We start from the raw sequence: 12613 nt of genomic DNA, 5'->3' as shown, positions 1-12613 counted from the left end.
AGTAGGTCTTAGTGATCCGGTGGTTCTGTATGGAAGGGCCATCGCTCAACGGATAAAAGGTACTCCGGGGATAACAGGCTGATACCGCCCAAGAGTTCATATCGACGGCGGTGTTTGGCACCTCGATGTCGGCTCATCACATCCTGGGGCTGAAGCCGGTCCCAAGGGTATGGCTGTTCGCCATTTAAAGTGGTACGCGAGCTGGGTTTAGAACGTCGTGAGACAGTTCGGTCCCTATCTGCCGTGGACGTTTGAGATTTGAGAGGGGCTGCTCCTAGTACGAGAGGACCGGAGTGGACGAACCTCTGGTGTTCCGGTTGTCACGCCAGTGGCATTGCCGGGTAGCTATGTTCGGAATAGATAACCGCTGAAAGCATCTAAGCGGGAAACTAGCCTCAAGATGAGATCTCACTGGGACCTTGAGTCCCCTGAAGGGCCGTCGAAGACTACGACGTTGATAGGTTGGGTGTGTAAGCGCTGTGAGGCGTTGAGCTAACCAATACTAATTGCCCGTGAGGCTTGACCATATAACACCCAAGCAATTTGCTTGTCCGAAAGGGCACCAGATTGCGGTGTGTGAAGACGCAACAGTCGAAAGTTCGCAACACACAAATCTATTACATACCCATTCGCTGGAGCGTGATCTCGCAAGAGAAAACGACCTGGCTACCGAATTTCTTGACGACCATAGAGCATTGGAACCACCTGATCCCATCCCGAACTCAGCAGTGAAACGATGCATCGCCGATGGTAGTGTGGGGTTTCCCCATGTGAGAGTAGGTCATCGTCAAGATTAAATTCCGAAACCCCTATCTGCGTATGCAGGTAGGGGTTTTGTTTTTGCGCGAAATTTACAGGATCGGCTGGCTCCTCCACAGCTTGTAGCTTGTAGCTCAAGCCATAGCTATCATGCGTTCCTCATTGTGAGGCGGGATGCGCATGCTGACGTTGTTAGAGCTTCTGAAGGATGGTCGATTTCACTCGGGCGAGGCGCTTGGTGGTGCCTTGGGCATCAGTCGCAGTGCTGTGTGGAAGCAGCTCCAGCATTTGGAAGCGGACCTGGGTTTATCCATTCACAAAGTGCGTGGTCGTGGCTATCAATTAGCTGCACCGCTGGCGCTTCTAAGTCCTGCCGAGATCGCCCGGCACGCGCCTGGTTGTATGTGGCCGGTGATGATTTTCGACTCTCTCGACTCCACTAACGCGCAAGCCCTGCGTTCCATTGAGAGCGGGTTGGCTGCACCGTTTGTTGTGCTTGCGGAGCGGCAGACTGCCGGCCGGGGTCGGCGGGGTCGAAAGTGGGCCAGCCCATTCGCAGAAAACATCTATTACAGCCTGGTGCTGCGAATAGAGGGTGGTATGCGACAGCTTGAAGGCCTCAGTCTCGTCGTCGGTTTGGCCGTAATGCAGACCCTGCGTGAGCTGGGAGTGCGGGATGCGGGCTTGAAGTGGCCGAATGATGTCCTGGTCGGTCAGAAAAAGATTGCCGGGATATTATTGGAGTTGGTCGGAGATCCTGCTGATGTGTGTCACGTCGTCCTGGGGGTTGGGGTTAACGTGAACATGCAGATGACCGAAGAGGTCGATCAGCAATGGACCTCGATGCGCCTCGAGACAGGCAAGGCCTTCGATCGCAATCATCTGGTGGCTAATCTGGGGTTGATGCTTCAGAGGTATTTGAGTCGCCATCAGGAGTCAGGTTTTGCCGCTATCCAGGCGGAATGGGAGCAGAACCATCTTTGGCAAGGGCGCGCGGTTTCGTTGATCGCCGGAGTTAACCAGATTGATGGCATTGTGATGGGCATCGATCAGCAGGGCGGATTGCGTTTGAAGGTAGGTGGCGTGGAAAAAGTCTTTAGTGGTGGTGAGCTCAGCTTGAGGTTGCGCAATGATTCTTGAGCTCGACTGCGGTAATAGCTTCATCAAGTGGCGTGTTCTGCTTGCCGACACGACTCGTGTATTTGCCGAGGGTGTGGTCGATTCGGATCTCGCTTTGCTGGAAAGCTTGCGCAAGTGTGACGGATTGGTCCTGACGCGCTGTCGGTTAGTCAGTGTTCGGACCAATGAAGAGACCCGTGCGCTTATTTCGTTATTGGTTGATGCATTCGGCGTATCTGTCGTCTGTGCGGCGCCGGCTCGTGAGATGTCGGGAGTTCGCAACGGCTATGCAGAATACGAGAGGTTAGGTCTCGATCGATGGCTGGCGATGCTCGGTGGGTTTCATCTCGCCTCTGGCGCTTGCCTGGTGCTCGATTTTGGCACCGCGGTGACCGCTGACTTCATTGCTGCGGATGGCGAGCACCTGGGCGGCTTCATCTGTCCGGGAATGCCGCTGATGCGTAACCAGTTGCGTACCCATACACGGCGAATCCGCTATGACGACCTTGCAGCCGAGCGGGCACTGGAAAAGCTGGTGCCGGGCATTACAACCGTCGAAGCGGTCGAGCGCGGTTGCTTATTGATGCTGAGGGGCTTTGTCCTGACTCAGCTGGAATTGGCGCGCAACTATTGGGGGCAGGATTTCACGGTGTTTCTCACCGGGGGTGATGCGGGGCTGGTTTCAGAGATTGTGCCTGGGGCCAGGGTTGTCCCGGATCTTGTGTTTGTAGGCTTGGCTATGGCGTGTCCCCTGTCCTGAGGTTTCTATGCGTTGGTTGTTTCTGCTGTTGCTGGTTCTCAATGGCTTCTATTATGTCTGGCATCAGCAGGAGGCGCCTTTGCGGGCAAAAGAGGTGATGCCGCTTACCTTGTATCGTGGTTCGCAGCAGGATATCCGCTTGCTGAGCGAGTCGGACGATGCTCTGGCAAAGCTTAACAAGGCCAAGGCGACCGGGGCGGACAGCAATTGTCTCTATGTCGGAGGTTTTGCTCGCCAGGAAACTGCCCGGACGCTCGAGCAGCGGTTGAGCGGTCTGGATATCAAGGCTCGGCTGCAGTCGGTTGGCCTCGCTGATTCCGGCGGTTATTGGCTGCGCGTGGCGCCGGAGAGCCGGCATCTCGCAGATGATTCGCTTCTGCAAAACCTTGCCAAAGAATTCAATGAGTTAAAACATAAAATAATGCCGTGCGAAGGCATTGCAACTGTCGAATAGTTTGCATAGAATGGCGCCCGCTTCGCAGTGAAGACCTTTAACGGTCAGCGGTGTGAAGCGAGGTCAACGCAGCTAACCTCAGGTTTTTAATGAGAAAATGCTTGACAGAAGGCTGGCATGATATAGAATGCCGGCTCGCTTAGGAGGGGTTCCCGAGCGGCCAAAGGGATCAGACTGTAAATCTGACGTCTACGACTTCGAAGGTTCGAATCCTTCCCCCTCCACCATTTTTAGCGTGAGCTGCAAGCTTACGCGGGTATAGTTTAGTGGTAGAACCTCAGCCTTCCAAGCTGATGATGCGGGTTCGATTCCCGCTACCCGCTCCAGGTTTGCAGGTTGTGCAAAGTGTTTTGCTCTTGTAGCTCAGTTGGTAGAGCACACCCTTGGTAAGGGTGAGGTCAGCGGTTCGAATCCGCTCAAGAGCTCCATATAACAAGGCAGATATGAGAATATCTGCCTTTGTTTTAATGGCTGGTTTGACTTGCTTAATTCTTCTCCTAGGGGTGATTTCGATGGCTAAGGAAAAGTTCGAACGTAATAAGCCGCACGTCAACGTTGGTACCATTGGTCACGTCGACCACGGTAAAACCACTCTGACGGCTGCCCTGACTCGCGTTTGCTCCGAAGTTTTCGGTAGCGCGAAGGTCGACTTCGACAAGATCGATAGTGCCCCGGAAGAAAAAGCTCGTGGTATCACCATTAATACCGCTCACGTTGAATACGATTCGGCCGTGCGTCACTACGCACACGTTGACTGCCCTGGTCACGCCGACTACGTAAAAAACATGATTACCGGTGCTGCTCAGATGGATGGCGCGATTCTGGTTTGCTCGGCCGCTGATGGTCCGATGCCGCAAACTCGTGAGCACATCCTGTTGTCCCGTCAGGTTGGCGTTCCGTACATCGTTGTCTTCCTGAACAAGGCTGACATGGTTGACGACGCTGAGCTGCTGGAACTGGTTGAGATGGAAGTGCGCGATCTGCTGAGCACTTACGATTTCCCGGGTGACGACACTCCGATCATCATTGGCTCCGCTCTGATGGCTTTGAACGGCCAGGACGACAACGAAATGGGCACCACTGCCGTTCGTAAGCTCGTTGAGACTCTGGATAGCTACATTCCAGAGCCGGTTCGTGCAATCGACAAGCCGTTCCTGATGCCGATCGAAGACGTGTTCTCCATTTCCGGTCGCGGTACTGTTGTGACTGGTCGTATCGAGCGCGGAATCGTCAAGATTCAGGAAGAAATCGAAATTGTTGGTTTGCGTGACACCATCAAAACTACCTGTACTGGTGTTGAGATGTTCCGCAAACTGCTCGACGAAGGTCGTGCTGGCGAGAACTGCGGTGTGTTGCTGCGCGGCACCAAGCGTGATGATGTTGAGCGTGGCCAGGTTCTGGTCAAGCCAGGCAGCGTCAAGCCTCACACCAAGTTCGTTGCTGAAGTTTACGTTCTGAGCAAGGAAGAAGGCGGTCGTCATACTCCGTTCTTCAAAGGCTACCGTCCACAGTTCTACTTCCGTACGACTGACGTGACTGGTAACTGCGAGCTGCCAGAAGGCGTTGAAATGGTAATGCCAGGTGATAACGTTCAGATGACCGTTACCCTGATCAAGACCATCGCAATGGAAGATGGCCTGCGTTTCGCCATTCGTGAAGGCGGTCGTACCGTCGGCGCTGGTGTCGTGGCAAAAGTCATCGAGTAAGTTGTTGAAGTATCTTTGTCGGGCCGACATAATGGTCGGCCTGATTTTGTTTTTAGGTCAGTAGCTCAATTGGCAGAGCGACGGTCTCCAAAACCGTAGGTTGGGGGTTCGATTCCCTCCTGACCTGCCAGATTCACTCGGTGTGTCTGGCTTTCTTTTCACAGGATTTTCTTAGATGACTCCCAAGGCTGAAGCTCAAGGTTCTCGCTTCGATCTGCTCAAGTGGCTTGCAGTAGTCGCTTTGGTGGTTGTTGGTGTTGTGGGTAATCATTATTACTCCGCTTCGCCAATCCTGTACCGCGTACTCGCTTTGCTTGTCATTGCTGCTGTAGCTGCTTTTGTAGGCCTGCAGACTGTCAAGGGCAAGTCTTTCTTTGTACTCGCTAAGGAAGCTCGCACCGAGATCCGTAAAGTCGTGTGGCCAACTCGCCAAGAAACCACGCAGACCACGTTGATTGTCGTGGCTGTTGTTCTGGTTATGGCGTTGCTGTTGTGGGGGCTTGATTCCCTGCTCGGCTGGCTTGTTTCCTTGATTGTTGGCTAAGGGTGTCCCGTGGCTAAGCGTTGGTACGTTGTGCATGCTTACTCGGGTTACGAGAAGCATGTTATGCGCTCGTTGGTCGAGCGTGTAAAGCTGGCTGGCATGGAAGAAGGCTTTGGCGAAATTCTGGTTCCCACTGAAGAAGTGGTTGAAATGCGTAATGGCCAGAAACGCAAAAGCGAACGTAAGTTCTTCCCAGGTTACGTGCTGGTACAGATGGATATGAATGAGGGTACTTGGCACTTGGTCAAGGACACTCCTCGCGTGATGGGTTTCATCGGCGGAACCGCCGACAAGCCTGCGCCAATCACCGACAAAGAGGCGGAAGCAATTCTGCGTCGTGTTGCTGATGGTAGCGACAAGCCGAAGCCGAAGACTCTCTTCGAGCCAGGTGAAGTGGTACGCGTGACTGATGGTCCGTTCGCAGATTTCAACGGTACTGTCGAAGAAGTTAACTACGAAAAGAGCCGGATCCAAGTGGCAGTGCTCATTTTCGGTCGCTCTACTCCGGTAGAGTTAGAGTTCAGTCAGGTCGAAAAGGTCTAGCTGAGCAAGCATCCCATACCCCGCAGCCCCAGGCTGTGGGGTTTTGTCGTCACTGGGATAAACGCGCAAGTAACCGGGGAGCCTTTCGAGGCGTTTGAACCCGTAATTGGAGTGCCTCATGGCCAAGAAGATTACCGCTTACATCAAGCTGCAAGTGAAGGCCGCTCAGGCTAACCCAAGCCCACCTGTTGGTCCTGCTCTGGGTCAGCACGGCGTGAACATCATGGAATTCTGCAAGGCTTTCAACGCCCGTACTCAGGGTCTTGAGCCAGGTCTGCCGACTCCAGTGATCATCACTGTCTACAGCGACCGTAGCTTCACTTTCGAAACCAAATCCACCCCTGCTTCGGTTCTGCTGAAGAAGGCTGCTGGTTTGACTAGCGGTTCCGCTCGTCCGAACACCGTTAAGGTTGGCACCGTTACCCGTGCTCAGCTGGAAGAAATCGCGAAAACCAAAAACGCGGATCTGACTGCAGCTGATATGGATGCAGCCGTGCGTACTATCGCCGGTTCTGCTCGTAGCATGGGCCTTAACGTGGAGGGTGTGTAATGGCTAAGCTGACCAAGCGCCAAAAGGCTATCGCCGGCAAAATCGAAGCAGGCAAGGCCTACAACTTTGTAGATGCCGCTGCTCTGCTGACCGAGCTGTCGACTGTCAAGTTCAGCGAGTCGGTTGACGTCGCTGTAAACCTGGGTGTTGACCCGCGTAAATCCGACCAGGTCGTTCGTAGCGCTACTGTGCTGCCGCACGGCACTGGCAAGACTGTTCGCGTTGCTGTGTTCACCCAGGGTCCAGCTGCTGAGGCCGCTCTGGCTGCCGGCGCTGACCGTGTAGGTATGGACGACCTGGCTGCCGAAATGAAAGGCGGCGACCTGAACTATGACGTCGTTATCGCATCCCCGGATGCCATGCGCGTTGTAGGTCAGTTGGGTCAGATCCTCGGTCCACGTGGTCTGATGCCTAACCCGAAAGTCGGCACCGTTACCCCGGACGTCGCTACCGCGGTTAAAAATGCCAAGGCTGGTCAGGTTCGTTATCGCACCGACAAAAACGGCATCATCCACACTTCCGTTGGCAAGGTCGGTTTCGACGCCGTCAAGCTGAAGGAAAACGTTGAAGCCCTGATCGCTGATCTGAAGCGTATCAAGCCAGCTTCCTCGAAAGGCATCTACGTCAAGCGCGTTACCCTGAGCACCACTATGGGCCCAGGTCTGGTCATCGACCAAGGCTCGCTGGACGTATAAGACACAGATTGGCGCAAGCGATTGCGTCAATCGAAAAAATTGGGGTCCCTGCCTGGCGGGGGCTATCCAAGACCGTAGGCGACGCAAGTCTTAAACCTCAAGCCTACGCAGATGGTGCTCCCGGTTCCTTACCGAATCAGACACCAAAACGACATCCGGCCTCGGTTGGATGAAACGGTAACAAGCAGGAGTTAAACCCGTGGCAATTAAACTTGAAGACAAGAAGGCCATCGTCGCTGAAGTCAACAAGGCTGCCCAAGTTGCTCTGTCCGCTGTCGTGGCTGATGCCCGTGGCGTAACAGTAGGCGCTATGACCGGACTCCGTAAAGAGGCTCGTGAAGCTGGCGTTTACGTACGTGTTGTACGTAACACCCTGCTCAAGCGCGCCGTTGCTGGCACTCAGTATGACGTGCTCAACGACGTGTTCACCGGCCCGACCCTGGTTGCATTCTCCAATGAACATCCTGGCGCTGCTGCCCGTTTGTTCAAGGAATTCGCCAAAGGTCAGGATAAGTTCGAGATCAAGGCAGCTGCGTTCGAGGGCAAGTTCCTCGCAGCTAACCAGATCGACGTACTGGCAACTCTGCCGACCCGTGACGAAGCAATTTCTCAGCTGATGAGCGTGATTCAAGGCGCAACCAGCAAATTGGCTCGTACTCTGGCGGCTATTCGCGACCAAAAAGAAGCTGCAGCAGCCTAAGGCTCCGCACTTTCTTTCGCGTTTTTTGTTTATTTCGATGGTCGCGTAGGCCGTCCACCCAACACAGGAAATTAGAGTCATGTCTCTGACTAACGAGCAAATCCTTGACGCAATCGGCGCGAAATCCGTTATGGAAATCGTTGAACTGATCAAGGCAATGGAAGAGAAGTTCGGCGTTACCGCTGCTGCTGCTTCCGCTGGTCCAGCTGTAGCTGCCGCCGTTGTTGAAGAACAAACTGAATTCAACGTCAATCTGGTTGAGACTGGCGAGAAGAAAGTTAACGTGATCAAGGCTGTACGTGAGCTGACCGGTCTGGGCTTGAAAGAAGCCAAGGCTGTAGTTGACGGCTGCCCAGGCATGGTTCTGGAGGCTGTTTCTAAAGACGCAGCTGAAAAAGCCAAGGCCGTCTTGGAAGAAGCAGGCGCTAAAGTCGAGCTGAAATAAGCACCGACTTTGCGACTCCAGCCCAAGCGTTAAGCAGAAGGCTGATGGCTGGTGGCTCTTGCCACCGGCCTTTTTCCGTTATTGGCAATCGACTCGGTCGTCGCCACTAACGCGCTGTAACCACCCGATGCGGTGGCGCAAACCATGGGGTTTGCAAGATTTTCTGGCTGCTCCCGTCGGGAGGGGCCAAACAAGCAGGTGACCAAGCTGGGGAACGCTGATGGCTTACTCATATACTGAGAAAAAACGTATCCGCAAGGACTTTAGCAAGTTGCCGGACGTCATGGATGTGCCGTATCTCCTGGCAATCCAGCTGGATTCGTATCGTGAATTCTTGCAGGCGGGAGCGACTAAAGATCAGTTCCGCGACGTGGGCCTGCATGCGGCCTTCAAATCCGTTTTCCCGATCATCAGCTACTCCGGCAATGCTGCGCTGGAGTACGTCGGTTATCGCCTGGGCGAACCGGCATTTGATGTCAAAGAATGCGTGCTGCGCGGTGTCACGTACGCCGTACCTTTGCGGGTAAAAGTCCGTCTGATCATTTTCGACAAAGAATCGTCGAACAAAGCGATCAAGGACATCAAAGAGCAAGAAGTCTACATGGGTGAAATTCCCCTGATGACTGAGAACGGTACCTTCGTAATCAACGGTACCGAGCGCGTAATCGTTTCCCAGTTGCACCGTTCCCCGGGCGTGTTCTTCGACCACGACCGCGGCAAGACGCACAGCTCCGGTAAACTGCTGTACTCGGCGCGTATCATCCCTTACCGCGGTTCGTGGCTGGACTTCGAGTTCGACCCGAAAGACTGCGTGTTCGTGCGTATCGACCGTCGCCGCAAGCTGCCTGCATCGGTACTGCTGCGTGCGCTCGGCTACACCACTGAACAAGTGCTCGACGCGTTCTACACCACCAACGTATTCCATGTGCAGGGCGAAAGCATCAGCCTGGAACTGGTGCCTCAGCGCCTGCGTGGTGAAATCGCTGTCATCGATATCCTCGATGACAAAGGCAAGGTTATTGTCGAGCAGGGTCGTCGTATCACCGCTCGCCACATCAACCAGCTGGAAAAAGCCGGGATCAAAGAGTTGGTTATGCCCCTGGACTACGTCCTGGGTCGCACTACCGCCAAGGTCATCGTGCATCCGGCAACCGGCGAAATCCTGGCTGAGTGCAACACCGAGCTGAACACCGAGATCCTGGCGAAAATCGCCAAGTCTCAGGTTGTTCGCATCGAGACTCTGTACACCAACGATATCGACTGCGGTCCGTTCGTCTCCGACACGCTGAAGATCGACTCCACCAGCAACCAATTGGAAGCGCTGGTCGAGATCTATCGCATGATGCGTCCAGGCGAGCCGCCAACCAAAGACGCTGCCGAGACCCTGTTCAACAACCTGTTCTTCAGCCCTGAGCGCTACGACCTGTCTGCGGTCGGCCGGATGAAGTTCAACCGTCGTATCGGTCGTACCGAGATCGAAGGTTCGGGCGTGTTGTGCAAGGAAGACATCGTCGCGGTGCTGAAGACTCTGGTCGACATCCGTAACGGTAAAGGCATCGTCGATGACATCGACCACCTGGGTAACCGTCGTGTTCGCTGTGTAGGCGAAATGGCTGAAAACCAGTTCCGCGTTGGCCTGGTACGTGTTGAGCGTGCGGTCAAAGAGCGTCTGTCGATGGCTGAAAGCGAAGGCCTGATGCCGCAAGACCTGATCAACGCCAAGCCAGTGGCTGCGGCGGTGAAAGAGTTCTTCGGTTCCAGCCAGCTGTCCCAGTTCATGGACCAGAACAACCCGCTGTCCGAGATCACCCACAAGCGTCGCGTCTCTGCACTCGGCCCTGGCGGTTTGACTCGTGAGCGTGCCGGCTTTGAAGTTCGTGACGTACACCCGACTCACTATGGTCGTGTATGCCCGATTGAAACGCCGGAAGGTCCGAACATCGGTCTGATCAACTCCCTGGCTGCCTATGCGCGCACCAACCAGTACGGCTTCCTCGAGAGCCCGTACCGTGTGGTGAAAGACGCTCTGGTCACCGACGAGATCGTGTTCCTGTCCGCCATCGAAGAAGCTGATCACGTGATCGCTCAGGCTTCGGCCACGATGAACGACAAGAAAGTCCTGATCGACGAGCTGGTAGCTGTTCGTCACTTGAACGAGTTCACCGTCAAGGCGCCGGAAGACGTCACCTTGATGGACGTATCGCCCAAGCAGGTAGTTTCGGTTGCAGCATCGCTGATCCCGTTCCTCGAGCACGATGACGCCAACCGTGCGTTGATGGGTTCGAACATGCAGCGTCAGGCTGTACCGACTTTGCGCGCTGACAAGCCGCTGGTAGGTACCGGCATGGAGCGTAACGTGGCTCGCGACTCCGGCGTTTGCGTCGTGGCTCGTCGTGGCGGCGTGATCGATTCCGTCGATGCCAGCCGTATCGTGGTTCGTGTTGCTGATGACGAAGTTGAAACCGGCGAAGCTGGTGTCGACATCTACAACCTGACCAAGTACACCCGCTCCAACCAGAACACCTGCATCAACCAGCGTCCGCTGGTGCGTAAAGGTGATCGGGTTCAGCGCAGCGACATCATGGCCGACGGTCCGTCCACCGACATGGGTGAGCTGGCTCTGGGTCAGAACATGCGCATCGCGTTCATGGCATGGAACGGCTTCAACTTCGAAGACTCCATCTGCCTGTCCGAGCGTGTGGTTCAGGAAGATCGTTTCACCACGATCCACATTCAGGAACTGACCTGTGTGGCGCGTGACACCAAGCTTGGGCCAGAGGAAATCACTGCAGACATCCCGAACGTGGGTGAAGCTGCACTGAACAAGCTGGACGAAGCCGGTATCGTTTACGTAGGTGCTGAAGTTGGCGCAGGCGACATTCTGGTCGGTAAGGTCACTCCGAAAGGCGAGACCCAACTGACTCCGGAAGAGAAGCTGTTGCGTGCGATCTTCGGTGAAAAAGCCAGCGACGTTAAAGACACCTCCCTGCGTGTGCCTACCGGCACCAAGGGTACCGTCATCGACGTACAGGTCTTCACCCGTGACGGCGTCGAGCGTGATGCTCGTGCTCTGTCCATCGAGAAGACTCAACTCGACGAGATCCGCAAGGATCTGAACGAAGAGTTCCGTATCGTTGAAGGCGCGACTTTCGAACGTCTGCGTTCCGCTCTGGTCGGCCGCAAAGCCGAAGGCGGCGCCGGTCTGAAGAAAGGTCAGGAAATCACCGACGAAGTTCTCGACGGTCTTGAGCACGGCCAGTGGTTCAAACTGCGCATGGCTGAAGATGCTCTGAACGAGCAGCTCGAGAAGGCTCAGGCCTACATCGTTGATCGCCGCCGTCTGCTGGACGACAAGTTCGAAGACAAGAAGCGCAAACTGCAGCAGGGCGATGACCTGGCTCCAGGCGTGCTGAAAATCGTCAAGGTTTACCTGGCAATCCGTCGCCGCATCCAGCCGGGCGACAAGATGGCCGGTCGTCACGGTAACAAAGGTGTGGTCTCCGTGATCATGCCGGTTGAAGACATGCCGCACGATGCCAATGGCACCCCGGTCGACGTCGTCCTCAACCCGTTGGGCGTACCTTCGCGTATGAACGTTGGTCAGATCCTCGAAACCCACCTGGGCCTCGCGGCCAAAGGTCTGGGCGAGAAGATCAACCGTATGATCGAAGAGCAGCGCAAGGTTGCTGACCTGCGCAAGTTCCTGCACGAGATCTACAACGAGATCGGCGGTCGCAACGAAGATCTGGACAGCTTCTCCGACCAGGAAATCCTGGATCTGGCGAAGAACCTGCGTGGCGGTGTTCCAATGGCCACTCCAGTGTTCGACGGTGCCAAGGAAAGCGAAATCAAGGCCATGCTGAAACTGGCAGACCTGCCGGAAAGCGGCCAGATGCAGCTGACCGACGGCCGTACCGGCAACAAGTTCGAGCGCCCGGTTACTGTTGGCTACATGTACATGCTGAAGCTGAACCACTTGGTAGACGACAAGATGCACGCTCGTTCTACCGGTTCGTACAGCCTGGTTACCCAGCAGCCGCTGGGTGGTAAGGCGCAGTTCGGTGGTCAGCGTTTCGGGGAGATGGAGGTCTGGGCACTGGAAGCATACGGTGCTGCATACACTCTGCAAGAAATGCTCACAGTGAAGTCGGACGATGTGAACGGTCGGACCAAGATGTACAAAAACATCGTGGACGGCGATCACCGTATGGAGCCGGGCATGCCCGAGTCTTTCAACGTGTTGATCAAAGAAATTCGTTCCCTCGGCATCGATATCGATCTGGAAACCGAATAACACGTGACGCGAATCGAGAGCGGGGCAGGATTGCCCGCTCTCTG

At 55.1% G+C, this 12613-nt stretch carries 11 protein-coding genes, 4 tRNA genes and 2 rRNA genes (1 of these 17 cut by a window edge); all 17 read left to right on the top strand.

Going from position 1 to position 12613, the window contains the following annotated elements:
* Positions 1 to 527: ribosomal RNA gene (locus AC3I0A_RS24460) — 23S ribosomal RNA — on the top strand (it extends 2365 nt beyond the left edge of the window).
* A 150-nt stretch (positions 528 to 677) separates the two neighbouring features.
* A 5S ribosomal RNA gene (gene rrf, locus AC3I0A_RS24455) occupies positions 678 to 793 on the top strand.
* A gap of 146 nt (positions 794 to 939) precedes the next feature.
* Positions 940 to 1899, top strand: coding sequence for a bifunctional biotin--[acetyl-CoA-carboxylase] ligase/biotin operon repressor BirA (birA, locus tag AC3I0A_RS24450; protein WP_489375095.1), 960 nt, complete (start codon positions 940 to 942; stop codon positions 1897 to 1899).
* Positions 1889 to 2638: a pantothenate kinase gene (locus tag AC3I0A_RS24445; RefSeq protein WP_489375094.1), complete on the top strand. Its 750-nt coding sequence runs from the start codon at positions 1889 to 1891 to the stop codon at positions 2636 to 2638. Before birA ends, AC3I0A_RS24445 begins: the two co-directional genes overlap by 11 nt.
* A 7-nt stretch (positions 2639 to 2645) precedes the next feature.
* Positions 2646 to 3092, top strand: a complete 447-nt coding sequence (locus AC3I0A_RS24440) for a hypothetical protein (RefSeq protein ID WP_489375093.1) — start codon at positions 2646 to 2648, stop codon at positions 3090 to 3092.
* A 142-nt stretch (positions 3093 to 3234) separates the two neighbouring features.
* Positions 3235 to 3319, top strand: a tRNA-Tyr gene (locus AC3I0A_RS24435).
* Positions 3320 to 3344: 25 nt separating this feature from the next.
* Positions 3345 to 3418: transfer RNA gene (locus AC3I0A_RS24430), tRNA-Gly, on the top strand.
* Between the two features lie 26 nt (positions 3419 to 3444).
* Positions 3445 to 3520, top strand: a tRNA-Thr gene (locus tag AC3I0A_RS24425).
* Between the two features lie 84 nt (positions 3521 to 3604).
* A complete protein-coding gene (tuf, locus tag AC3I0A_RS24420) occupies positions 3605 to 4798 on the top strand; it encodes an elongation factor Tu (protein ID WP_150804250.1) in 1194 nt (397 codons plus the stop codon).
* Between the two features lie 54 nt (positions 4799 to 4852).
* A tRNA-Trp gene (locus AC3I0A_RS24415) sits at positions 4853 to 4928 on the top strand.
* Between the two features lie 45 nt (positions 4929 to 4973).
* Positions 4974 to 5342, top strand: coding sequence for a preprotein translocase subunit SecE (gene secE / locus AC3I0A_RS24410; RefSeq protein WP_489375092.1), 369 nt, complete (start codon positions 4974 to 4976; stop codon positions 5340 to 5342).
* Between the two features lie 9 nt (positions 5343 to 5351).
* Complete coding sequence (gene nusG / locus AC3I0A_RS24405) at positions 5352 to 5885, top strand: transcription termination/antitermination protein NusG (RefSeq protein WP_489375091.1); 534 nt, start codon at positions 5352 to 5354, stop codon at positions 5883 to 5885.
* 118 nt (positions 5886 to 6003) lie between these two features.
* Positions 6004 to 6435: a 50S ribosomal protein L11 gene (gene rplK, locus AC3I0A_RS24400; protein WP_003176435.1), complete on the top strand. Its 432-nt coding sequence runs from the start codon at positions 6004 to 6006 to the stop codon at positions 6433 to 6435.
* The gene (gene rplA / locus AC3I0A_RS24395; protein ID WP_003232403.1) at positions 6435 to 7130 is read left to right on the top strand and encodes a 50S ribosomal protein L1; all 696 of its coding nucleotides are present in this window, start codon (positions 6435 to 6437) and stop codon (positions 7128 to 7130) included. Before rplK ends, rplA begins: the two co-directional genes overlap by 1 nt.
* Positions 7131 to 7329: 199 nt before the next feature.
* Positions 7330 to 7830 (top strand): 50S ribosomal protein L10, encoded by a 501-nt coding sequence (rplJ, locus tag AC3I0A_RS24390; RefSeq protein ID WP_419116565.1) that lies wholly within the window; start codon positions 7330 to 7332, stop codon positions 7828 to 7830.
* A 79-nt stretch (positions 7831 to 7909) separates the two neighbouring features.
* On the top strand, positions 7910 to 8275 hold the full coding sequence (rplL, locus tag AC3I0A_RS24385) for a 50S ribosomal protein L7/L12 (protein ID WP_489073678.1): 366 nt from the start codon (positions 7910 to 7912) through the stop codon (positions 8273 to 8275).
* A gap of 220 nt (positions 8276 to 8495) precedes the next feature.
* On the top strand, positions 8496 to 12569 hold the full coding sequence (gene rpoB, locus AC3I0A_RS24380; protein WP_489375090.1) for a DNA-directed RNA polymerase subunit beta: 4074 nt from the start codon (positions 8496 to 8498) through the stop codon (positions 12567 to 12569).
* Positions 12570 to 12613: the final 44 nt, after the last annotated feature.

This window comes from Pseudomonas sp. KH_024_B2, from assembly GCF_057839965.1.
This window is presented reverse-complemented; position numbering and strand designations above follow the sequence as displayed.

What these genes read in the sequence shown, in the direction of transcription:
- birA (WP_489375095.1), top strand. Translation starts at nt 940, where the DNA reads ATGCTGACGTTGTTAGAGCTTCTGAAGGATGGTCGATTTCACTCGGGC.
- AC3I0A_RS24445 (WP_489375094.1), top strand. Translation starts at nt 1,889, where the DNA reads ATGATTCTTGAGCTCGACTGCGGTAATAGCTTCATCAAGTGGCGTGTT.
- AC3I0A_RS24440 (WP_489375093.1), top strand. Translation starts at nt 2,646, where the DNA reads ATGCGTTGGTTGTTTCTGCTGTTGCTGGTTCTCAATGGCTTCTATTAT.
- tuf (WP_150804250.1), top strand. Translation starts at nt 3,605, where the DNA reads ATGGCTAAGGAAAAGTTCGAACGTAATAAGCCGCACGTCAACGTTGGT.
- secE (WP_489375092.1), top strand. Translation starts at nt 4,974, where the DNA reads ATGACTCCCAAGGCTGAAGCTCAAGGTTCTCGCTTCGATCTGCTCAAG.
- rplK (WP_003176435.1), top strand. Translation starts at nt 6,004, where the DNA reads ATGGCCAAGAAGATTACCGCTTACATCAAGCTGCAAGTGAAGGCCGCT.
- rplA (WP_003232403.1), top strand. Translation starts at nt 6,435, where the DNA reads ATGGCTAAGCTGACCAAGCGCCAAAAGGCTATCGCCGGCAAAATCGAA.
- rplL (WP_489073678.1), top strand. Translation starts at nt 7,910, where the DNA reads ATGTCTCTGACTAACGAGCAAATCCTTGACGCAATCGGCGCGAAATCC.
- rpoB (WP_489375090.1), top strand. Translation starts at nt 8,496, where the DNA reads ATGGCTTACTCATATACTGAGAAAAAACGTATCCGCAAGGACTTTAGC.